The 20,216-nt window shown below is 69.2% G+C and carries 20 protein-coding genes; 10 read left to right on the forward strand and 10 right to left on the reverse strand.

What is annotated here, in order from left to right; all coding sequences use genetic code 11:
• Window positions 1-79: 79 nt before the first annotated feature.
• Window positions 80-304, reverse strand: a complete 225-nt coding sequence (locus ACZ6QO_RS19585) for a hypothetical protein (protein ID WP_465852482.1) — start codon at window positions 302-304, stop codon at window positions 80-82.
• 504 nt (window positions 305-808) lie between these two features.
• On the opposite strand from ACZ6QO_RS19585, the gene ACZ6QO_RS19590 reads away from it, so the two are divergent.
• Both ACZ6QO_RS19590 and ACZ6QO_RS19595 read left to right on the forward strand, forming a co-directional pair.
• Entirely contained in the window at window positions 809-1,333 is a 525-nt protein-coding gene (locus ACZ6QO_RS19590; RefSeq protein ID WP_465852484.1) for a D-glycero-alpha-D-manno-heptose-1,7-bisphosphate 7-phosphatase, read from the forward strand.
• Between the two features lie 85 nt (window positions 1,334-1,418).
• On the forward strand, window positions 1,419-2,360 hold the full coding sequence (locus tag ACZ6QO_RS19595; RefSeq protein ID WP_465852486.1) for a glycosyltransferase: 942 nt from the start codon (window positions 1,419-1,421) through the stop codon (window positions 2,358-2,360).
• A 104-nt stretch (window positions 2,361-2,464) separates the two neighbouring features.
• On the opposite strand, the gene ACZ6QO_RS19600 is transcribed toward ACZ6QO_RS19595, so the two are convergent.
• The 3 genes from ACZ6QO_RS19600 to ACZ6QO_RS19610 form a co-directional block, all read right to left on the reverse strand.
• On the reverse strand, window positions 2,465-3,097 hold the full coding sequence (locus ACZ6QO_RS19600) for a hypothetical protein (RefSeq protein ID WP_465852488.1): 633 nt from the start codon (window positions 3,095-3,097) through the stop codon (window positions 2,465-2,467).
• Entirely contained in the window at window positions 3,094-4,737 is a 1,644-nt protein-coding gene (locus tag ACZ6QO_RS19605; protein WP_465852490.1) for a PHP domain-containing protein, read from the reverse strand. Before ACZ6QO_RS19605 ends, ACZ6QO_RS19600 begins: the two co-directional genes overlap by 4 nt.
• Before the next feature lie 273 nt (window positions 4,738-5,010).
• A complete protein-coding gene (locus ACZ6QO_RS19610) occupies window positions 5,011-5,394 on the reverse strand; it encodes a VOC family protein (RefSeq protein ID WP_465852492.1) in 384 nt (127 codons plus the stop codon).
• Between the two features lie 474 nt (window positions 5,395-5,868).
• On the opposite strand from ACZ6QO_RS19610, the gene ACZ6QO_RS19615 reads away from it, so the two are divergent.
• Window positions 5,869-7,905 (forward strand): glycoside hydrolase family 6 protein, encoded by a 2,037-nt coding sequence (locus ACZ6QO_RS19615; protein ID WP_465852901.1) that lies wholly within the window; start codon window positions 5,869-5,871, stop codon window positions 7,903-7,905.
• Window positions 7,906-8,173: 268 nt separating this feature from the next.
• On the opposite strand, the gene fdhA is transcribed toward ACZ6QO_RS19615, so the two are convergent.
• Window positions 8,174-9,397, reverse strand: coding sequence for a formaldehyde dehydrogenase, glutathione-independent (gene fdhA, locus ACZ6QO_RS19620; protein WP_465852494.1), 1,224 nt, complete (start codon window positions 9,395-9,397; stop codon window positions 8,174-8,176).
• A 356-nt stretch (window positions 9,398-9,753) separates the two neighbouring features.
• Here fdhA and ACZ6QO_RS19625 point away from each other — a divergent pair, with 356 nt between their 5' ends.
• The 3 genes from ACZ6QO_RS19625 to ACZ6QO_RS19635 are packed head-to-tail and all read left to right on the forward strand — an operon-like array spanning window position 9,754 to window position 12,410.
• Window positions 9,754-11,196: an MFS transporter gene (locus tag ACZ6QO_RS19625; protein ID WP_465852496.1), complete on the forward strand. Its 1,443-nt coding sequence runs from the start codon at window positions 9,754-9,756 to the stop codon at window positions 11,194-11,196.
• Entirely contained in the window at window positions 11,193-11,609 is a 417-nt protein-coding gene (locus tag ACZ6QO_RS19630) for a MarR family winged helix-turn-helix transcriptional regulator (RefSeq protein WP_465852498.1), read from the forward strand. Before ACZ6QO_RS19625 ends, ACZ6QO_RS19630 begins: the two co-directional genes overlap by 4 nt.
• Before the next feature lie 45 nt (window positions 11,610-11,654).
• A complete protein-coding gene (locus ACZ6QO_RS19635) occupies window positions 11,655-12,410 on the forward strand; it encodes a hypothetical protein (RefSeq protein WP_465852500.1) in 756 nt (251 codons plus the stop codon).
• Between the two features lie 92 nt (window positions 12,411-12,502).
• Here ACZ6QO_RS19635 and ACZ6QO_RS19640 read toward each other — a convergent pair whose 3' ends face one another.
• Window positions 12,503-13,888: a helix-turn-helix domain-containing protein gene (locus ACZ6QO_RS19640; protein ID WP_465852502.1), complete on the reverse strand. Its 1,386-nt coding sequence runs from the start codon at window positions 13,886-13,888 to the stop codon at window positions 12,503-12,505.
• Window positions 13,889-13,986: 98 nt separating this feature from the next.
• Here ACZ6QO_RS19640 and ACZ6QO_RS19645 point away from each other — a divergent pair, with 98 nt between their 5' ends.
• The 4 genes from ACZ6QO_RS19645 (at window position 13,987) to ACZ6QO_RS19660 (ending at window position 15,999) form a co-directional block, all read left to right on the forward strand.
• On the forward strand, window positions 13,987-14,328 hold the full coding sequence (locus ACZ6QO_RS19645) for a hypothetical protein (protein WP_465852504.1): 342 nt from the start codon (window positions 13,987-13,989) through the stop codon (window positions 14,326-14,328).
• A 25-nt stretch (window positions 14,329-14,353) separates the two neighbouring features.
• Window positions 14,354-14,845 (forward strand): ATP-binding protein, encoded by a 492-nt coding sequence (locus ACZ6QO_RS19650; RefSeq protein WP_465852506.1) that lies wholly within the window; start codon window positions 14,354-14,356, stop codon window positions 14,843-14,845.
• A 70-nt stretch (window positions 14,846-14,915) separates the two neighbouring features.
• Window positions 14,916-15,569, forward strand: a complete 654-nt coding sequence (locus ACZ6QO_RS19655) for a DUF433 domain-containing protein (RefSeq protein ID WP_465852508.1) — start codon at window positions 14,916-14,918, stop codon at window positions 15,567-15,569.
• On the forward strand, window positions 15,550-15,999 hold the full coding sequence (locus tag ACZ6QO_RS19660) for a PIN-like domain-containing protein (protein ID WP_465852510.1): 450 nt from the start codon (window positions 15,550-15,552) through the stop codon (window positions 15,997-15,999). The genes ACZ6QO_RS19655 and ACZ6QO_RS19660 overlap by 20 nt, the downstream gene beginning before the upstream one ends.
• A 213-nt stretch (window positions 16,000-16,212) precedes the next feature.
• Here the strand turns inward: ACZ6QO_RS19660 and ACZ6QO_RS19665 are convergent, their stop codons facing one another.
• The 4 genes from ACZ6QO_RS19665 to ACZ6QO_RS19680 form a co-directional block, all read right to left on the reverse strand.
• Complete coding sequence (locus ACZ6QO_RS19665; RefSeq protein ID WP_465852512.1) at window positions 16,213-17,535, reverse strand: hypothetical protein; 1,323 nt, start codon at window positions 17,533-17,535, stop codon at window positions 16,213-16,215.
• 382 nt (window positions 17,536-17,917) lie between these two features.
• Entirely contained in the window at window positions 17,918-18,721 is an 804-nt protein-coding gene (locus tag ACZ6QO_RS19670) for an inositol monophosphatase family protein (RefSeq protein ID WP_465852514.1), read from the reverse strand.
• Window positions 18,722-18,945: 224 nt separating this feature from the next.
• Window positions 18,946-19,476, reverse strand: coding sequence for a hypothetical protein (locus tag ACZ6QO_RS19675; protein WP_465852516.1), 531 nt, complete (start codon window positions 19,474-19,476; stop codon window positions 18,946-18,948).
• 119 nt (window positions 19,477-19,595) lie between these two features.
• Window positions 19,596-20,120 (reverse strand): hypothetical protein, encoded by a 525-nt coding sequence (locus tag ACZ6QO_RS19680; RefSeq protein WP_465852518.1) that lies wholly within the window; start codon window positions 20,118-20,120, stop codon window positions 19,596-19,598.
• Between the last annotated feature and the right edge of the window lie 96 nt (window positions 20,121-20,216).

Consider the following 20,216-nt stretch of genomic DNA (forward strand, 5'->3'; position numbering starts at 1 on the left):
TCCGCACCGAAGCGGAGCGGACCGGCCCGGGGAGCGGGCCGCCGGAGGGTGACCGCCGGAGAGCGCGGTCATGGGCGGGTCACTCGAAGTCGTCGGGGTTGAGTTCCTTCAGGCGTTCGCGTTCCCCGTCGCTGATCTCGGTCTCGCCCTCGGCCGTTCTCGACCCGAACGGCATCCCGCGCGGGGCCTCTGGCCGCCGCGCGGAGCTCTCGTCCTCCGCCGGCGTGCGGGGCGCGCCGGTCGTTTCCTCGGAGCCGCCGCGCTCGGCATGCCCGGATTCCTGCTGGCTGGATGGTGTGCTCATTTCGTCCCCCGAACCTCCACGGCGGAGGCGGCCCCCGTACGGCCGGGACGACGGCCGGTGCGGCCGCCGGGCGGGGTCGTCCCGGGGCGAGGCGGTGCGCGCCGTGGAATGGGCGCGTGAAAACCCTGCTCAGCCCTGCGGTACCCCATGGTGCGCGCGGCTACACGGTTTCACGCTCGCGAACATGTGAACGCCGTCCAGGGCGCTGCCCCAGGGCAGGGGCGGACGCCGTCCTCCGGCCGGATGGAGGCCGGGAGTCGTCCACGGTGGCGGCATCCCGCATCAGCGCCCGGCGTGTCCGGCCGGGTCATGGAAGACCGTGTTGATGCCGAGGAACCTCATGGCTTCTCCCTCCGTCGGCGGGGGATGACTACCGGGGAAGCGCTTCTCAAACAGCGAGCAGCCGAGAACGAGCCGGTCAGGGGTGACACGCTGGGTGTCGTCACACAAAGCAGTTGTTTGTCGCATCTGGAACGGGGCACACGGCAGCAGGGAGGTGCCCTGGTGCCGCTACGCCCCCGCCCTCGCGCCGTGCTGTTCGACCGCGACGGCACGATCATCGAAGACGTCCCCTACAACAAAGACCCCCGGTTGGTGCGCCCGATGCCCGGCGCCCGCGCCGCGCTCGACCGATTGCGCCGGGCAGGGATGCCCATCGGCGTGGTGACCAACCAGGCGGGCGTGGCCAAGGGCCTGTTCGACGCCGACGAGCTGCGCCGGGTCAACGCCCGGGTCGAGGAACTGCTCGGCCCGTTCGGCGTCTGGGCGGTGTGCCCGCACGACGACGGCGACGGCTGCGACTGCCGCAAACCGCTGCCCGGCCTCGTCCTGCGGGCGGCCGAGGCCCTCGGCGTCGACCCCGCCGACTGCGTCGTCATCGGCGACATCGGCCGCGACATGGAGGCCGCGCGCTCGGCCGGGGCCAGGGCCATCCTCGTCCCGACCCCGGTGACGCTCCCCGCGGAGATAGCCGCCGCGCCGGAGGTCGCGCGCGACCTCACCGACGCCGTCGAACGGCTGATGGCATGAGACCAGAGGCGACCGGCATGAGACCAGAGGCGACCGGGGACGGCACGCTGCCCGCGACGCTCGCCCCGAGGTGAGGGAGGACGTCTTGAGGGTTCTGGTGTGGCACGTCCACGGGTCCTGGACGACCGCGTTCGTCCAGGGCGGCCATGACTACGTCGTCCCGCTCACCGACGACCGCGGGCCTGACGGGCGCGGCAGGGCGCGCACCTACACCTGGCCCGGCTCGGTGCGCGAGGTCGCCTGGGACCGGCTGCGCGAGGAGGACTTCGACGTCGTCGTGCTCCAGCGCCCGCACGAACCCGGCCTCGCCGAGCGCTGGCTCGGCCGCCGCCCCGGCAGGGACGTCCCCGCCGTCTACGTCGAGCACAACACCCCGGCCGGCGAGGTGCCCGCCACCCGCCACCCGCTCGCGGACCGCGACGACATCCCGCTGGTACACGTCACCCACTTCAACGACCTGTTCTGGGACTCCGGGCGCGCGCCGACCCGGGTCATCGAGCACGGCGTCGTCGACCCCGGCCACCGCTACACCGGTGAGCTGCCCCGGGCCGGCGTCGTGGTCAACGAGCCGGTCCGCCGCACCCGGGTCGCCGGCACCGACCTGCTGCCGGCGTTCGCCCGCGCGGTGCCGCTGGACGTGTTCGGCATGAAGGTCACCGGCCTGCCGTACGGCGCCTTCGAGGACCTGCCGCAGCGCGAGATGCACGCCGAGCTGGCCCGCCGCCGCGTCTACCTGCATCCGTACCGGTGGACGTCGCTGGGCCTGTCCCTCATCGAGGCCATGCTGCTGGGCATGCCGGTCGTCGCGCTCGCGACCACCGAGGCGGTCGAGGCCGTGCCGCCGGAGGCCGGGGTGATCTCCACGCGCATGGAGACGCTCACCGCGGCCCTCCGGTCGTTCGCCGCCGACCCCGCGCGCGCGGCGCAGGCGGGCAAAGCGGCCCGCGCCGCCGCCTCCGCCCGCTACGGGCTCGCCCGCTTCCTGGCCGACTGGGACGACCTGCTGACCGAGACGACCGGCCGCTAGCTCCGGACGGGCCTGCGCCGCCGCCTGTCCGGTGACGAACGAACCGGGTCACCGTCAGACGTCGGGCCGGACCCGTCAGGAGGCGCTCACCCGCGTCATCGCTGTCAGCCGTGGTCGGCGCAGCAGGGAGTCGGGTGCGCCACTTCGGCGGGCATGATCGTCCCGCCCGCGGCCGGCATGGCGAGCAGGACGACGCGACCGTCGCGATACTGCGGCCGGACGAAGTCGCCCGTCACCACGGGTGTGCCGGGGGAGGGCTCCTCGGCGTGGCCGAGCACGACGACCATCTCGACCGCCGAGCGGGCGAGCACGTCGGCCACGCTGAGGGTGCCGGTGAGCTCGTCCCTGCCGGGGAACAGCACCAGCCGGCCCCCTGACCCGGCGGCGTGCGCGGCCGCCGCCAGCGCGGCGCCCTCCGCGAGGTCCGCAGGTCCGGTGCGGGCGTCGCCGAGCGCCGCACCCAGCTGGGCGGGCACCGCGCCGAGGTCGAAGGCGGGCCCGGACGGTCCCCCGGCATCGCCGGAGGGCCCGCTCGCCCCGGACCCCGGAGCCGCAGAGGCGGCCTCGGGGGCGGGGATGCTCAGGGAGCAGGCCACGTGCGGCGCCCCCGTCGTGGTGCGGACGAAGTGAGTGCAGCCCACCGATCCCGCGGGCAGGCCGAGCGACTCCGCCATTTCGTGGAGGAGATGCTCGGCCTCCGCGAGCGTCCGTGAGCCCGCGTCCAGGCCGAGGATCATCCGCGTGGCACGATCCAGATCGGGTTGCTGTAGAACCAGAGGTCCTTCCACGGGTCGGCGTCGCCGAAGACGTCGATCGCCGGACCCGCCGGGTCCACCCCGGCGCCGAGCAGGCCCACGGCGCCGCGGTTGCCGTCGGTGCCGCGCAGCCGCACGTACACCGGGCGGTCGACGGCGCCGACCTGGTAGCCGAAGGTCACCGTGCCGGTGTTCTTCTTCACCTCGAAGGACCTGACGACCTTGGTGGCGGGCGTGGTGAAGACGTCCCGGTCGGCGGCCGGGCCGGTGACGTCGCCCTGGATGACGTCCACGCGGGCCAGGGCCGGGATGAACTGCGCCCAGTTCGGCCGGTCCGCGAGCGTGATCTCGATGGCGATCTCGACCTTGGCGCCCTTGCGGACGTGCAGCGTGTCGCCGAGCGTCACCCCGCGCTGCCCGGTGCCCGACTGGCGGGCGCGCACGACCAGCGCGCTGATCAGGCCGCCGTGGTCCACCCAGACGCGGCCCTGGCGGATGCCGTCCATGACCGCGATGTAGGAGAAGTCGCGCGACCCGACGTGCGTCTTGCTGTAGTAGCCCGGCCAGAAGTCGCCGCTGGTGACCGAGGGGACGCCCTTGTACACCGGGTCGTTGTAGCGGCCGTTGGCCTCGAAGTCGCTGTTCGGCCCGCGGTCGCTCGTGTCGAGGTACACCGCGTGGGAGTCGGAGTTGGCGGTGATCCACCAGGTCTTGCCCTCGGCGAGCAGGCTGTCCCACAGGCCGCCGACGGTCGCGGTCATCCAGTCGAAGCCGCCGAAGGTCTTGTAGCTCTCGGGAGGGTAGCCGGGCCAGGAGTCCGCGCCCGGCGTGCTGTCGTAGAGGCCGCGCCCGGAGCCGGGGCCGTTGGGCTTGGGAATGCCCGCCGCCTGGTGCCCGGGCGCGCCCTCCATGCCGACGGCGATGGACGGCTGCGCGTCCCGCCAGCCGCGGATCTCGTGCGGGGAGTCGAGGCCCTTGCGCGCGGGGTGGTTGGCGAGGAACAGCGCGTCCTCGACGCGACGCCGGCGCACCGCGTCGGCGAGGAAGTTCAGGCCCGCGATGGCCAGGGCCTCGTTCTGCGGGGTGCTGGCGGAGGCGCCCTTGACCGAGCCGTCGTAGGAGTTCTCGAACTCCTTGAGCGTGGCGACCTCGTTGCGGCCCGGGGCCACGAACACCGTGCCGTGCTCGGCGGCGGGGATGTTCCACTCCAGGCCCTGGAAGACCAGCGTGTCCTTGACGGCCTTGCGCGCGGCGACGATGTCCGGGTTGACCTTGTCCACGCCGATCTTGGCGTGCGTGACGCTGCCGTGGTCGGTGATGACCATCCAGTCCAGCCCGTACGCGTTGCCGTGCCTGACCTGGTCGCTGACCTTGTACATGCCGTCGGAGCTGTGCTGGGTGTGGATGTGGTGGTCGCCCGCGAGCCACAGGTAGCCGTCGCGCGGCTCGGCGCCGTGGCGGGCCTTCTGGGCGGCGTCGGCCGCGGCGCTCTGCGCGCCGAGCACGCCGGCGGCGGTGAGGCCGGCGCCGAGCAGGCCGGCCCGGCGGAACATCTGGCGGCGCGAGAGCTGGCCGGGGGACAGCTCGGCGTCGGGGACCGACAGGTCCACGACCGGTGCCATGTCGCGGTGCTCTGCGGCGTGCTCTGCGGCGTGCTCGTACCCGTGCGAGTGGTCGTGGGGATGAGCGTGCGAATGCTCGTGAGGGTGGTCGTGCCCGTGGCCCATTTCTTGCCTTTCCGTCCCGCCGGATAGATCTTGTCCGGCTACGTACGGCACCTTGGCAAGAGCGGTTGAACCGGGCGTGAACAACCCGGATCGATCGGAGGGCGATCGGTTTGCGACGTCGCGTACGTCACGATCCGGGCGGGGACGGCGAGGGTTCGCCGCGGGTCACTACTCGATGAACAGGCAGAACGGGTGGCCGTCGGGGTCGAGGAAGATGCGGACGTTCTCCTGCGGCTGGGGCTGGAAGTCGGCCAGGACCGCGCCGGAGGCGACCGCGTGCGCCGCGGCGACGTCCAGGTCGTCGACCGCGATGTCGAGATGGACCATCATCTGCTGGTCGCCGTTGGCGGCGGGCCACGCCGGCCGGACGTACTCGGTCTCGGCCTGGAAGGCCAGGCCCGGCCCGCCGTCCGGGTCGGCGAGCTTGATCCAGCCTGGCTGGTCCTGCGACCTCTTCCAGCCGAGGAGGCGCTGGTAGAAGGCCGCGAGCGCGTTCACGTCGGGGGTGCCGAGCACGACGCTCGACAGTGACATGCGGGGCTGGTCTGACATTTTGCCTCCCGTGGGGTGATCGTGACTTCATCTTTCTGCGCCGGCGGCGATCGACTTAAACGATCGGCACGCCAGGCCGGTCGGTCCGGCCAGGCGGGTGGCGGTTGGATGGATCATCAGACCGTATACGCCCCGACTGTCGAAGAACGTGCGTTACCGGTCGGCACTAGATGAATGTTTCATCGGGCTCCTTAATCGTGCCTTGCGGTGTAACGAGCGTTTGTCGAGGCCATGGCGGGTGACGTAGATCACGGGAAGAAGCCGGTGTCGCCCTGCGGGGGAGGGGGCCCGCAATCTGCTGTACATCCTCTCGAAACACTCCGACGATGGGAGCGCTCCCACCGCAAACGTCGAGTCGGGTGCTGCTTGGCCGCCTCAAGAAGACGGCGACCCCATCAGTTTCATGAGGGAGACAAACGGACAATGGGACCCCACAAGAGTTCCTGGCGAAGAGGACTGACGGCGGTGACAGCGATGCTGCTCACCGGCATCGGCCTCGCCGCCGCTCCGACCCCGGCCAGTGCCGCGGTCGCCTGTGACGTCACGTATACCAAGGCATGGGAGGGCGGAGGCGGCTTCGGCGGCAACCTCACCGTCCGCAACCTTGGTGACCCGCTGACGAACTGGACGCTCACCTTCGCCTTCTCCGGCAACCAGCGCGTGACCAACGGCTGGAGCGGCCAGTGGTCGCAGTCGGGCTCGAACGTGACCGTGCGTAACGAGTCCTACAACGGCAACCAGGGCACTGGGGCCTCATGGACGCTCGGGTTCAACGGCAACTTCAGCGGGACGAACAACAACCCGTCGACGTTCGCCATCAACGGCACGAGGTGTAACGGGCCCAACCCGACGCCGACGCCGACGCCGACGCCGACCCCCACGCCCACGCCGACTCCCACGCCGACCCCGACTCCGACCCCGACCCCGGGTGTCCAGTCGCTCGTGGTCAGCCCGACGTCGGTGGGCGTCACCGAGGGCAGCACCGCCAGGTTCTCCGTGCGCCTGTCGCAGCAGCCCAGTTCCAACGTGACGGTCACCACGACCGCCGGCAGCGGCGACTCCGACCTCACCGTGTCCAGCGGCTCCAGCCTGACCTTCTCCACGTCGAACTGGAACACGGCGCAGAACGTCACCCTGGCGGCGGCCGAGGACAGTGACTCCACCAACGGCTCGCGGACCTTCACCGTGGCCTCCTCCGGGCTCACCTCGGTGGCCGTGACCGCGACCGAGGCGGACAACGACGGCACCACCAACCCGACGCACGTCGACAACCCGTACTCGGGCGCGACCGGTTACGTGAACCCCAACTGGTCCTCGAAGGCGGCGGCGGAGCCGGGCGGCGCGGCCATCGCCAACACCTCGACCGGCGTGTGGCTGGACCGCATCGCCGCCATCGAGGGCAGCGACAGCGTCATGGGCGTGCGGGCGCACCTGGACGAGGCCGTCCAGCAGGACGCCGCCAACGGCAGCACCCCGCTGACGATCCAGTTCGTCGTCTACGACCTGCCGAACCGCGACTGCTCGGCGCTGGCCTCCAACGGTGAGCTGAAGGTCTCGGAGAACGGCATCAGCCGCTACAAGACCGAGTTCATCGACCCGATCGCCGCCATCCTGAGCGACTCGAAGTACGCGAACCTGCGCATCGTGACGATCATCGAGATCGACTCGCTGCCCAACCTGGTCACCAACACCGGTATCGCGGCGTGCGCCGAGGCCAAGTCCAGCGGCGCCTACGTGCAGGGCATTCAGTACGCGCTGAACAAGCTGCACGCGATCAAGAACGTCTACACCTACATCGACGCCGGGCACCACGGCTGGCTCGGCTGGGACAGCAACTTCCGTCCCTCCGCCCAGCTCTTCGCCGAGACGGTCCGCGGCACCACCGCCGGCTTCGCCAGCGTCGACGGCTTCATCACCAACACCGCCAACTACTCCGCGCTGAGCGAGCCGTACTTCACCATCAACACCCAGGTGGGCGGCCAGTCGGTGCGGCAGTCCAAGTGGGTCGACTGGAACTTCTACGTCGACGAGCTGACCTACGCCCAGGCGTTCCGCCAGGAGCTGGTCTCCCAGGGGTTCAACTCCGGCCTCGGAATGCTGATCGACACCTCGCGTAACGGCTGGGGCGGCTCGGCTCGGCCCAGCGGGCCCAGCTCCTCGACCAACGTCGACACCTTCGTGAACGCGTCCAAGGTCGACCGTCGCATCCACGCCGGCAACTGGTGCAACCAGGACGGTGCGGGCATCGGCGAGCGGCCCAAGGCGGCTCCCGCGACCGGTATCGACGCCTACGTGTGGATCAAGCCTCCGGGCGAGTCCGACGGCGCCAGCAAGGAGATTCCGAACAACGAGGGCAAGGGCTTCGACCGGATGTGCGACCCGACCTACGGCGGCAACGAGCGCAACGGTAACAACCCGACCGGTGCCCTGCCGGACTCCCCGATCGCCGGTGCGTGGTTCTCGGCGCAGTTCCGCCAGCTCCTCGCCAACGCCTACCCGCCCATCTCCTAACCACCCCAGACTGCGGACCCCGTCCCGGCCGATCACGGCCGTGGCGGGGCCCGCCGCCAGTACACCAGCGTGGTCTCACTCCGGACCGGGGTCCTGCCGGAGTGGGGCCACGTTCCACGTTCAGGCCTCGCCCAGGCGGGTCCTCGCCCCCGGCTCGCCGGTGACGTACCGGCGGAGGCGGGGGACCGGCGCCTGATCGCCATGCGCCGCCGTAGTGGCCGGTCTCAGGCGGCGTTCTTGCGCTCTGAAGTGTTCTGACCGCGTCACGTCAGGCCCGGGACGTGAGCATTCCGTGCGGGTCCAGGACGTACTTGCGGGCGGCGCCCTGGTCGAAGTCCGCGTAGCCCTGCGGCGCCTCAGTGAGCGGGATCGGGGTCGCGTTCACGTTCTCGGCGATCGACACCCGGTCGTGCAGGATCGCCATCATCAGCCGCCGGTTGTAGCGCATGACCGGGCACTGGCCGGTGAAGAAGGCGTGCGACTTGGCCCAGCCCAGGCCGAGCCGCAGCGACAGCGAGCCCTGCTGGGCCGCCTCGTCCGCGGCCCCCGGGTCGCCGGTGACGTACAGACCCGGGATGCCGATCGCGCCGCCCGCGCGGGTGAGGTCCATCAGGCTGTTGAGCACCGTCGCCGGGCGTTCGACCCCGGCCTCGGCGCCGTGGCCGCGCGCCTCGAAGCCGACCGCGTCGACCGCGCAGTCCACCTCGGGAACGCCGAGGAGCCGCTCGATCTGGTCCGCCGGCTCGCCCTTGGACACATCGGCCGTCTCGCAGCCGAAGCTGCGCGCCTGTGCCAGACGTTCCTCGTTCAGGTCGCCGACGATCACCACGGCGGCTCCCAGCAGGAACGCCGCGGTGGCGGCGGCCAGCCCGACCGGGCCCGCGCCCGCGATGTACACCGTGGATCCGGGACCCACCCCGGCGGTGACGCAGCCGTGGTAGCCGGTGGGGAAGATGTCCGCCAGCATGGCCAGGTCGAGGATCTTGTCCATCGCCTGGTCCCGGTCGGGGAACTTCAGCAGGTTCCAGTCCGCGTAGGGCACCAGCACGTACTCCGCCTGCCCGCCGACCCATCCGCCCATGTCGACGTACCCGTACGCCGACCCGGGCCGGTCGGGATTGACGTTCTCGCAGATGCCGGTCCTGCCTTCCTTGCAGTTGCGGCACCGGCCGCAGGAGATGTTGAACGGGACCGACACCAGGTCGCCGACCTTGGTGAACTCCACGTCCGGGCCGGTCTCCACCACCTCGCCGGTGATCTCGTGGCCGAGGATCAGCCCGGTGGGCGCGGTGGTGCGCCCCCGGACCATGTGCTGGTCGCTGCCGCAGATGTTGGTCGCGATGGCCTTGACGATCGCGCCGTGGCGGACCTTGCGGCCGACGTTGGCCGGGTTGACGCCCGGCCCGTCCTTCAGTTCGAACTCGGGGTAGTCGGTGTCCTCGATCTCGACCCTGCCGGGGCCCCGGTAGGCCACGGCCTTGTTACCGGGCATTCCGCTCGCCTCCTCACCCGGAGGCGCGACCGGGGACGCCCACGGGACGGGCGGGGGACAGCCACGTCACCACGCCGTGGCCGCGGCCGGACGAGATCGGCCGCGGCGTGGCATGGCAGGCCGCTGTCCCCCTGAGCGCGGCGACGGCTGAGCCCGGCCCGAACGCGCTGCGCGGCACCCGGCGAGACCTCCGTGAACGGGATCCGTCGCGGGTGACCGGCCGTCGCACGCCCCCACGGGAGTCGTTCTTCCCCGGGCTGTCGCCATATATCCGCAGCTCATAGGCATAAATCGGGCTATGGGAGGCATTGGTTGTATTGTTAGAATGATTGTACTGCTACAAGCATGGGGGCGTCGTGTCGGAACTGAGCCGCCGCAGGCGGATGCTCGTCCTGGTGATCTGCTGCATGAGCCTGTTCATCGTCGGCCTCGACAACACCATCGTGAACGTCGCCCTCCCGGCGATCGAGCGCGACCTGCACGCGCCGGTCTCGGGCATGCAGTGGACGATCGACGCCTACACGCTCGTGCTGGCCAGCCTGCTGCTCCTGTCCGGCTCGACCGGCGACCGCGTCGGACGCCGGCGCACCTTCCAGCTCGGCCTGGTGGTGTTCGCGCTCGGCTCGCTGCTGTGCGGGCTCGCGCCCAGCCTGGGCTGGCTGGTGGCCTGCCGCGTGCTGCAGGCCGTCGGCGGCTCGATGCTCAACCCCGTCGCCATGTCCATCGTCACCAACATCTTCACCGACCCGCGCGAACGCGCCCGCGCCATCGGCGTGTGGGGAGGCGTCGTCGGCATCAGCATCGGCCTCGGACCGGTCGTCGGCGGCGCGCTCATCGACTCGGTCGGCTGGCGCGCCATCTTCTGGATCAACGTGCCGGTCGCCGTGGCCGCCCTGGTGCTCACCGCCGTCTTCGTCCCGGAGTCGCGGGCCGCGCGCGCCCGCCGCATCGACCCGGTCGGCCAGGTGCTGGTCATCGTGACGCTCGCCGCGCTCACCTACGCGATCATCGAGGCGCCGGAGCACGGCTGGGGGTCGCCGCTCATCATCGGATGCTCCCTCCTGGCGGTCGCCGGACTGGCCGGCCTGCTCATCTACGAGCCGCGCCGCCGCGAACCTCTCATCGACCTGCGCTTCTTCCGCAGCGTCCCCTTCTCCGGCGCCTCGGTCATCGCGATGAGCGCGTTCGCCGCCTTCGGCGGGTTCCTGTTCCTCAACACTCTGTACCTGCAGGACGTCCGCCACCTGTCCCCGTTCCACGCGGGCCTGTGCACGCTGCCGATCGCCGCCATGACCCTGGTCTGCGGGCCGGTGTCCGGACGGCTGGTCGGCGAGCGCGGGCCCCGGCCGTCCCTGGTCATCGCCGGTGTCGCCTTCACCGTGAGCGGGCTCATGCTCACCCGGCTGAACGCCGACACGCCCCTGCTCTGGATCCTGGCCGCCTACACCGTCTTCGGCATCGGTTCCGGCATCGTCAACGCCCCGATCACCAACACCGCCGTCTCCGGCATGCCGATGTCCCAGGCCGGGGTGGCCGCGGCCGTCGCGTCGACCAGCCGGCAGGTCGGCCAGTCGCTCGGCGTCGCCATCGCCGGCTCGGTGCTCGCCGCCGGCATCTCCGGGTCGCTCCGCGACGGCTTCTCCTCCGCCGGCCGGGCCGGCTGGTGGATCACCGTCGGGTACGGGACGGTCGTGCTCGCCCTGGGTATCATCACCACGGGCAGATGGGCGAAGGGCACCGCGGAGCGGACCGCGGCGCACCTCTCCGTCGAGGACACGAGGATTGCCGTCACATCATGAGCCACGACCCCCAGCTGGCCGCCCGTGTGTGGCACGGCATGCGCACGCTCGTCCTCGACCGGTACGACCGCCGCAAGGAGGTCACCGCGGCCCTCGACATGAGCTTCGTCCGCGCCAAGGCGCTGCGCCGGCTGGTGAACTCACCCATGACCATGCGCCAGCTCGCCGCCTACCTGTCCATCGACGCGCCGTACACGACGCTCGTCGTCGACGACCTGGTCCGCCGTGGCCTGGTGCTGCGCGACGTGCACCCCGACGACCGCCGTCAGAAGATCGTGACAGTCACCCCCGAGGGCGAGAAGGCCGCCGCCGTCGCCGAATCCATCCTCGGCGAACCGCCACCGCCCCTCCTCGACCTCGACCCCGCCGACCTGGCCGCCCTCGACCGCATAATCGCCACCCTGACCAAATAGCAGACGCCCCCCGGGTCGGCAGTGCGAGATCGAAGAGAGGACTCCGTGCAGAGTGACGACGCGTACACCGACTTAGGCAGGGCGACCGGCGCCGCGCTCCGGCGCTCCGTCGGGACACGGCCCCGGCAGTGGGTGGCCGGGATCACCCTGCTGGTGGGCCTGTTGACGGCCGTGGGGCTGAGCACGTTGATGCCTCCCGCGGACCGATCTTTCGCCGCACTCACAGCAGTGGTGCAGCTTCTGATGTCGGTCCCGGCGCCGTTCCTCGGCGCGCTGCTGGCCGGCGACCTGCGGAAGGCGCCTCATACGGCCCGCCTCGTCCCGTCCTTGGTCGCGGCGACGTTGTTGGGCGTCGTCGTCGCCGTATTCGGGATCGCGTTCTGTGCCCTGGCCCTCGCAGTGGCCTCGTCCGGTTCCGGCACGGATCCGTGGCTCAACACCGGACCTCTCGCGGTCGGGAGCGTTCTGGTACAGATCGTCGGCCAACTGGTCGGTACCGGGCTGGGCCTGCTGCTGCGATCACCTGTGGTCGCGTGCCTCGGCACCATCGTGTTCCCGATGGCGACGTGGGCGGTGCTGGGCAGCGTCGAGATTTTCCAGCCCGCGCAGGCGTGGCTCGCCCCGTACGCCGCCGCCCGAAATCTGCTCTCCGGCCAGATGAACCCGCTGAGATGGACCCAGTGGCTGGTGATCCTGCTGATCTGGGGCGTAGCCCTGAACACCGCCGGCGCCGCCCGGCTGAGGCGCAACCGGCAACGAGCACGAAACGCGCACCCCTCGTTCACGCGCAAACCCGCGTAGGCGACCCTTCCCGGTCGCGACCCCGCCGTTCCGTATGCACAGGACATCAGGGTGAGGAACGCGATGCCCTGCGGCAACGGGGCTTGACGGGCTCAGGCTCCTGTGGCCGGTGCGGTGGCCAAGAGCACACGGAATTCGGTGACCGACGACTGGTCGCGCCGGTCGCGCGGCACAGCTCGTAGCACCATGCGGCCGGTTTCCAAGATGTGCCCGCTGCGGTAGGCAGGTGCCAGCGCGTCGATCGTCGTCATCGCATGACGCATTCCTTCATCCACGCCGCCTTGGACGACGGTGCAGAGTGCCTCGTGGAGATGGACGTTCGCTCGATACTGATAGTCCCGTGTGATCTTCAGAACGCACTCTCGAGCGGTGTCCGCCTTCGCCTGGTCGCCTGTGGCGGCGTAGACCCAGCTGTCGGCGAAGTGGATCTGCGAAGGGCTCCAGAAGCCGTAGCGGTCTCCGGTGACCCCTTTCTCTGCGACCGCATGCAGCGTCTTCAGAGCGGCGAGTGCCTCATCGTGCCTGCCGAGCAAGGACAGGACCTTCGCCTCGGTGGTCAAGAAGTCGACAGTCGGCCTCCCGGCGAGCCGCTGAGCTTGGCGTACCAGGTCGAGCACAGTCTCAGGAGCTCGTTGACCGTACAGACCATGTCCCGCTTCGTCTCCCCGAACCAGTAGCCGCAATCCCAGGTCGCCGCTGGCGTCGGCGGCCTGACGTGCGGTCCGCCACCAACGGATCGCGCCTCCGTGCTCCCCAAGGCGGGTCAGTGCGCTGGCGTGGATATCCCCAAGTACGGCCATGACGCGATGCAGGTCGGGGGCGGCGGCCGGGGGCGCGTCTTCCAGTTGGCGGCGTAGGGCCAGCAGGTCTATGAGGAGGTCGGCGGCTACTTGGGCGGGAGGGCGGGTGCGCAGGGCGTGGAGGTGGTCGGCGCAAGCCAGTTCCCATTCGTCGGGTTCGCGGTGGGCGTGTCCCAAGGATGCGTCCAGCAACTGGCGCAGGGGTTCGCCTGGGGTTCCGATGGCGCCGAGGGTGCCGAGTCCGGCGAGGAACTGGAGGGCGGCCCGACGTTCCATATCGTCTCCGTTGCGATATGCGGGGTTTGTCAGACACATACCCGCCCGCTGCCGCTCCGACTCGATGACCGCGTTCAGGCGCGTGAGGGTGTCGTAGAGCGCGGTGAGAACGCCCTGCCCGCCGTACACCTGGTCCAGGCGGGGAATCATGTCCGGTGGAGGTGTGCGTTCACCGCGTTCCCATTTGGCGAGATTCGAGAAGTCGACATAGAGGTCGGCCGCCGCCCTGCGCAGGGCGAGTTTGCGCTCCCCTTCCCGGCAGCGGCGCATGACCGCGCCGAACAGGTGCCAGGGGGAGGCGTGCGGGTCGATCGGGCCTGTGGTCATGACACCCCTCGTGGTCGCGGCGCGGCCACAACCGACCACACCGTTGCCCTTCCACCATTTTCGATCACTGTCCATGATTGCACTGCTACAGCCTGTAGCGCCCATGAAATGGCGAGACCTCAGACGGTCGCATCGTCGTATGGGTCCCATGATCAGGAAGGTGGTCCCGGCCCATGTCGCAGTCTGACCGCCGATGGCACCTGTTCGGGCGCACCGGCGGGAAACGTACTGGCCGCCACGCCATCGGACGGCCGTACGAGCCGGTCGAACCCGGCAACCCCGACCCGCGTTCCCATGCCACCGCCGTGCTGCTCGACCGCCTCGAACCGGCCTGGACGATCCTCTACGGACCGTGGAGCCGACGTTTCTACGCCGTGGCGCTGTTCCCTGCCCCAGAGCCGTTGATCGTCGAGGCCGCCACCCCGCAAGAGCTCATTGACCGGATGCGCCAGGCCGAGCAGGACGTCCTGATCGCCGTGGCACCGCGTATCGCGACCGAACTGGCCGCCGCGTGAAGATCTCGACTTCCTCTCCCCGCACATGAAGGACGACGATTCCGTGATCATCCCTGGCCGGCGGACGGAGACCGCCGCCTTCTCCGCCATCCCGACCTGCGTGGGGGAGGCCCGGCGCTGGCTGAGCAAGATCCTCCTCGGTCACCCGCGCCGTGACGACGCGGTGTTGCTGCTGTCGGAGGCCGTCACCAACTCACTGGTCCACACCGCATCAACCCTTATCGGTGTCACCGTGCTGATCGAGGCGAACGACGACGTCCGGATCGAGGTGACCGACGAAGGCGCGCCGACCACGCCGAGTCCTTCCTGCTCGGGGACGGACGACGAACCGGCGACCTCCGGCCGTGGCATCCAACTGGTCCGTTCGTTGTCCTCCCGCTGGGGCTTCACCGAGGAAAGCTCCCGCTCCGTCCTCTGGTTCCTGCTGTCCGCCCACGAACAGGCGAACATGACCGACCTCGCCTCCGTGACGACTCCGCACACGTTCGCGTACACGCTTGGTTCACCACGTGCATAGCCGTCGTCATTGCGATGATGGCTCGGTAGCTTGTGTCTTCGCAGTCGAGACGAGAAAGGAGGCGAAGCGGATGTCCTACAGTCCAACGCTCGCTGCCGCGTTGTCGGGCGCCACGCTTCGTCAACTCGCTCACTGGCGCAGAGCGAGCGCAGCCCGTGGAGCGGTGCTCGTACCGGAGCTCTCCAATGAGCGGCCGATCCTCTACTCCTTCAGGGACGTCGTCGCGCTTCGGACATGCGTCAAGCTACGCAACGACACTTCACTGCAGAAGATCCGACGGGCTCTGGACACGCTCCGCGATGACCTGCGGGAACGCGAGCATCTGTCGGCCTATCGGCTGGCGGCTGACGGCAGCAGCATCTACCTGGTGGAATCTGATCAGGCGACGGACCTCGTCCAGCGTAAGCGGAATGTCGTCATCCACGAGATGGTGGACGTGCTGCGCCCCTTCTATCGCGACGGCCGGCACATCCCCGATTTGTTGCGGCCGCGTGAGCACGTGACCGTGGATCCGGCGGTCCGTGGTGGAGTCCCGGTGATCGAAGGAACACGGGTTCCCTACGACGAGGTCGCGGCGTTGCTCCGGGATGGGGTTCCGGCCGAGTGTGTCTCTGAGTACTACCCGAGCGTGACGGCGTCGGCCGCGAGGGATGCGGTGGACTTCGCCGACTATGTCGATAGTTATGAACCCTCCAGTGAGCCCCGTGCGGCTATTGCTGGATGAGAACGTCCTCAAACCGCTCCGTCAGGCGCTCACCGCCTTCATCGTGCATCACGAGATCGTTCATCTACTGGATCTGCCCGGGTGGTCGGGAACGCGTGATGAGAGTCTTCATCCCCGTGCGGCGGCCGAAAGCTTCGACGCGGTCCTGACCAACGATGGCCGGCAGATGCAGCGCCCGCGAGAGGTCACAGCGATCAGAACTTCTGGGGTGCACCGCATCGAATACCCCCACAAGCACTCGGGCCTGATGGGGATGGGCATCGCGATCGCGACGGTCGTCGCGGGACTTCCAGCGGCGTTGAACGCGCTTGACGAGGCAGATGGTCAACGATTGATCACCCTGCGAGGAGTGGACCCGACCTCGGCCAGCCGGTTACGCGTCATCGACCCAAAGATCGCTCCTCCCAAGTTCTGGTTCACTTCCGTTTGAAGCCCCTCATCCCAGATGCGTCTTGAGGGTGACCCGTGTCCACATCCTTGGTCGGCGCGTGCCGAACCGGGCGAAGCACGAGGACGACGGCGCAGCCAGTTGAGACTCCCCGCGAGCCTCGCCGTCCCGCATGTGCAGGGGCCGGGCTGCAGCGGTGGTTTCGGTGGTGTCTGGGGGCGACTACGCGGTCAGTGGGGGGATGCGCGGAGGGGGTTATGTGGGGAGGAGGGCCAGGAGGTTGGCGGGGAAGTTGGTGAAGTCGTCCGGGCGGATGGCGCGCAGGACGGTGGCCGCGAGCACCGGGTCACGCTGGATCATGAGGATGGCGGTGTCGCGCTGGCTGAAGAACTGCACGGTCATGGACAGCAGCTCGGTGTCACCCGAGGCATAGAGCTTGGCCGGGTAGTACTTTCCGCTTCTCTGCTGATCCGGGTTCGCGTAGAACGCCTCGAACGCCGGCATGGCGCCGACGTCGAAGGCGGGTTCCGGTTTATCCGATTTGGGATAGATATTGACGAGCACGGCATTGACCGTGCGCATTCTGATGATCTGGTGCAGGCGCATCCATTCAACTGCGGGAAGATAGAACTCGACCTGGTGCCCGATCTCGTGCACCACCGTCGGGACGTCGTCCATGACCGAGAGGCGCACCTTGTTGCCCACTCGTGCGGCGTTCGCCCGGTACTGCCGCACGCGGGTGCCGAGCCAGAACCGGCCGGGCTCGACGGTGTCCTCGGTCACCTCGATGTTCGACACGTGCTTCGCGGGAGGCCGGCGCGACGCCTGCACCAGCGCGGCATAGATCATCATGCCGATCGGCGCGTTCTTGAAGAATCGTTCGGCGTACTTCTCGAAGTGCTTCTGGGTCTTGCACGCGTTGGTGACCACGATGTTGGGCAGGGAGCCGCCCTCTGCGCCCAAGCCGACGGCGAGCTTGCCGTTGTACATGGCCTGGACCACCGGAAGCGCCTCCAAGGCCTGGACCAGCGCGGCCTTGTCGGTGGAGCTGGGATCGGGGGGCGTGTGCGCCGCCTGGAGGATCTGCTCGGCGGCCTCCACCAGGGGGTCCTTGACCGAACCAGGGGCGTGGTTCTGGATGAGGACCTTCAGGTCGGCGGGGACGTCCGCATGGGCAAGGTAGAGCTGCCGCTCACACGCGACGACGTACGGGTCCAAGCGCGCGCGCACCGCAAGGCCCACCCGAACTACCAGGTCCTCGTCGGCGGCGACGTTGGTGGCCGCCGCGTACGTGTTGGTCGCCTTGGAGGTGACCATGGACGCGTAGGACGAGACCGAAGACCCGGCGGCCATGAGCGAGCACGCGTACATCGCCCCGTCGATGTGGTTGTTCAGGTCGGCCAGCGCGGGCATGCCGAGAGTGTCGAGGTGGGGGTCCTGGACCGCCGCGAGGTAAGCGGTGACCGCGCCGTTGCATATCGCGTTCTGCGTGATCCCGGCCTCCTTGACGTGGTCCTCCAGGCGTGTCAGCAGCAACGGGAAGGCGGTCGGCGCGATCTGGCCGGGGTCACAGTTCACTTTGGAACGGTCCCCGCGCATGTCGCTGTCAAGGGACGGTTGGGCCGGAAACATGGTGGGCCCCTTTCGGGAGGGGAGCGCAAAATCGCGGTCGGGCGCACGCTGAATAGGAGCGGTATTCAGCGGAAGTGATGACTTGTGCAGCGTAAGCCGGACGAGTCGTCCCGGCAATTGCCCGCCGTCGTCTGTCCGCATGAGGACAGATGACGGAGAAATCCCCTGAGTTGTGCGCGACCGGTCCAACCGGCCTCATTTCAATGCGACCGCACGGCGTTGACACTTCCTGCGTATCCCATGCAGGCCCGTTGGTCGTCCACCATTTCGTTCGAAGCCAAGTCGCGTTTCGGCGGGTCGTCGGTCGGCGAGAAGGGAACCGCGCGGGCTAGCGATCGGGTGGGGACTGGCTGCCGATGAGGGTCAGCAACGCGGCGTGCGTGTCGTGGTCGGCCGCCGCCACGAGGCCGCCCGCGCCGGTGTGCAGGGGGCGCCCGTCGATGCCGGTCACCACGCAGCCGGCGGCCTGGCACAACGCGATGCCGGCGGCGAAGTGCACGCTGTCCCGGAGATCGCCGTCGGTGACGTACGCCGCCCGTCGCCCGGCGGCGACCCACGCCACCGCCAGGGTGGTGGAGACGACGCGCGGACGGAAGCGTCCGGCGAAGCCGGGGTCGGCGAGCAGCCGGGCGGCCATGAAACCCGGCGCGTTGGGGAACGGCGGATCGAGGTTGACGTCCACCAGGCGCGAATCGGGCGACGGCACGAGTCGCTCGTCCACGCCGTCCCGTCGCGCGTACGCCTGAGCGCCGTCGGTCCAGAAGACCTCGCCTGAGAACGGGTCGGCAGAGGCCGCCACGGTGATGGCGGAGCCCACGCGCAGGGCGACGTTGACCGCGACCAGCATGTTCCGCGCGGCGTAGTTCAGCGTGCCGCACAGGGGATCGACCAGCCACATGCGGTCCGCGCCGTTCGCGCCCGTATGGCCGCTCTCTTCGCCGGTGACGGCGTCGTCCGGCCGGGCGGTGCGGATGACGCCGATGACGGCCTTCTCCGCTTCGATGTCCGCGGCCGTCGCGAAGTCACCCGCGGACTTCTCGAAGCGCGCGAGCGACGCGCCGTACATGGCGCGCACGACGGCCGCTCCTGACCGCGCCGCCGTCACGGCCAGTTCCTCGTCCGAGATCGACACGTTCGCACGATAGCGGGTGAGGACGAATCGGCGGCTCGGGCGTCACCGGCGGCGGCGGAGCCGGGCGCGATCACTACCGCGAGCCGATTCGCGTGGGGGAGCCGGCGGTGCTGGCCGGCATGAGCGAGTCCACCTTCTACCGGAACTCGCCACGTTTTCGTTGATGTTGATCAGTCCGACAGTCAGCAGGTCGGCGCCGTATGACAGGATAGTGAGGGGCTTGGCTAGTTGCGCAGGGTGAGCGTCACGTCGGCCTTGTCGTCGGGCTGCCTCTCACTCCAATTCTGCACGTGTATATTCCTGGAAGCGCTTGCGCCCGGAAAGAGGATCATATTCGCGAAGGCTGACGTACCATCGAGGTCGCCGGTGTCCTCACGGTCCCCCTCATAGAACTCGACGCGGCCTTCGGTCACGCGGATGACTCCATTCGGATCGACGGTGAGCTTGTAGTGAACTTCGACCCTTATCTCTCCGCCGCACGTGGACCATGCTCGGATTTTCCGGGAAGTGCCGCTTCTGATTAAGCGTGGGGTAAGCGAGAAGCCGCGGTTGCAGACTGGGTTCGAGCCGAAGTTCTCATAGTCCATGATCCGCATGCGGACGGTTCCGGTTACCGTCCGCTCGGCGGCCTGAGCATCCGTCGCCAGAGCGGGGACCGCTATGGCCGCTGCGACGGGAATAACGAGCGCCCGCCAGAGTGCGGAGCGATAGGAGCCGTGGCGCATACCTTTTACCTTCATGAGGTTTTCCTCCATCAAAATGGGTGAACGGGGCTGAAACCTAGCCGGTCAACGCCGGTAGTAGTGGACGCGCCCGCCGATGCCCTTTGAGCGTGAGCCGCCGGCGGCGGGCCAGCGCCCGGATCCGGAGCGCGTCAGCCTCCGACACGTCGAGCGGACGCCTGCCTGTTGTCGGACGCCGCCTGGGAACGCCATACCGGTAACACGCAGACATGGTCACCCGAAACCGCCTCGCGCCAGACGAAGCCCGATATGCACGAGTCGGGTCCCGACGCACCGTTAGGGTCAACCCGTTCAGCGGCCGCCTGGTTGTCCAGGCGTGTTTGATCACGGACCTGCGGCTCGACACATACGCGGTCGCTGGGAACGGCTTCTCGCCAGACGAAGCCGGATATGCAGGTGTTGGGGTCGGTATTGTTGCTGTTGCTGTTGCTGTTGGTGTTTCCAGCGGGTTTGGGTGACTTCGTACGCGTCGGCTTGGCGCCCGAGGACCTTCCGTCGGATGATCCTTTGTGGGAGCCGGACGAGTCCGCCTGGGCAGTTGAGGGTTTTCGGTTGCCGTCGTCGGGCTTTTCGTAGCCGACAGTGATCGCCGCCGCTGCGATGACCGCGGCGGCACCGATGAGCGCAGCAATGATCGTCCCACTTTTGTCGGGCATGATCCTTCACCTCCAGAGGCAGGGAGTTGGGTTGCTGCGTTTCCCGTGGTTCGCATGGGCGTTCGGGGTGAGTGGCAGGCTGCGGCGCGGACCAGG

The sequence above is a fragment of the Sphaerisporangium sp. NPDC049457 genome, from assembly GCF_055586705.1.

Coding starts and splice junctions, on each gene's coding strand:
- ACZ6QO_RS19585 (WP_465852482.1), bottom strand. CDS start 304: ATGAGCACACCATCCAGCCAGCAGGAATCCGGGCATGCCGAGCGCGGC.
- ACZ6QO_RS19600 (WP_465852488.1), bottom strand. CDS start 3,097: ATGATCCTCGGCCTGGACGCGGGCTCACGGACGCTCGCGGAGGCCGAG.
- ACZ6QO_RS19605 (WP_465852490.1), bottom strand. CDS start 4,737: ATGGCACCGGTCGTGGACCTGTCGGTCCCCGACGCCGAGCTGTCCCCC.
- ACZ6QO_RS19610 (WP_465852492.1), bottom strand. CDS start 5,394: ATGTCAGACCAGCCCCGCATGTCACTGTCGAGCGTCGTGCTCGGCACC.
- ACZ6QO_RS19615 (WP_465852901.1), top strand. CDS start 5,869: ATGCTGCTCACCGGCATCGGCCTCGCCGCCGCTCCGACCCCGGCCAGT.
- fdhA (WP_465852494.1), bottom strand. CDS start 9,397: ATGCCCGGTAACAAGGCCGTGGCCTACCGGGGCCCCGGCAGGGTCGAG.
- ACZ6QO_RS19630 (WP_465852498.1), top strand. CDS start 11,193: ATGAGCCACGACCCCCAGCTGGCCGCCCGTGTGTGGCACGGCATGCGC.
- ACZ6QO_RS19640 (WP_465852502.1), bottom strand. CDS start 13,888: ATGGACAGTGATCGAAAATGGTGGAAGGGCAACGGTGTGGTCGGTTGT.
- ACZ6QO_RS19645 (WP_465852504.1), top strand. CDS start 13,987: ATGTCGCAGTCTGACCGCCGATGGCACCTGTTCGGGCGCACCGGCGGG.
- ACZ6QO_RS19650 (WP_465852506.1), top strand. CDS start 14,354: ATGAAGGACGACGATTCCGTGATCATCCCTGGCCGGCGGACGGAGACC.
- ACZ6QO_RS19655 (WP_465852508.1), top strand. CDS start 14,916: ATGTCCTACAGTCCAACGCTCGCTGCCGCGTTGTCGGGCGCCACGCTT.
- ACZ6QO_RS19675 (WP_465852516.1), bottom strand. CDS start 19,476: ATGGAGGAAAACCTCATGAAGGTAAAAGGTATGCGCCACGGCTCCTAT.
- ACZ6QO_RS19680 (WP_465852518.1), bottom strand. CDS start 20,120: ATGCCCGACAAAAGTGGGACGATCATTGCTGCGCTCATCGGTGCCGCC.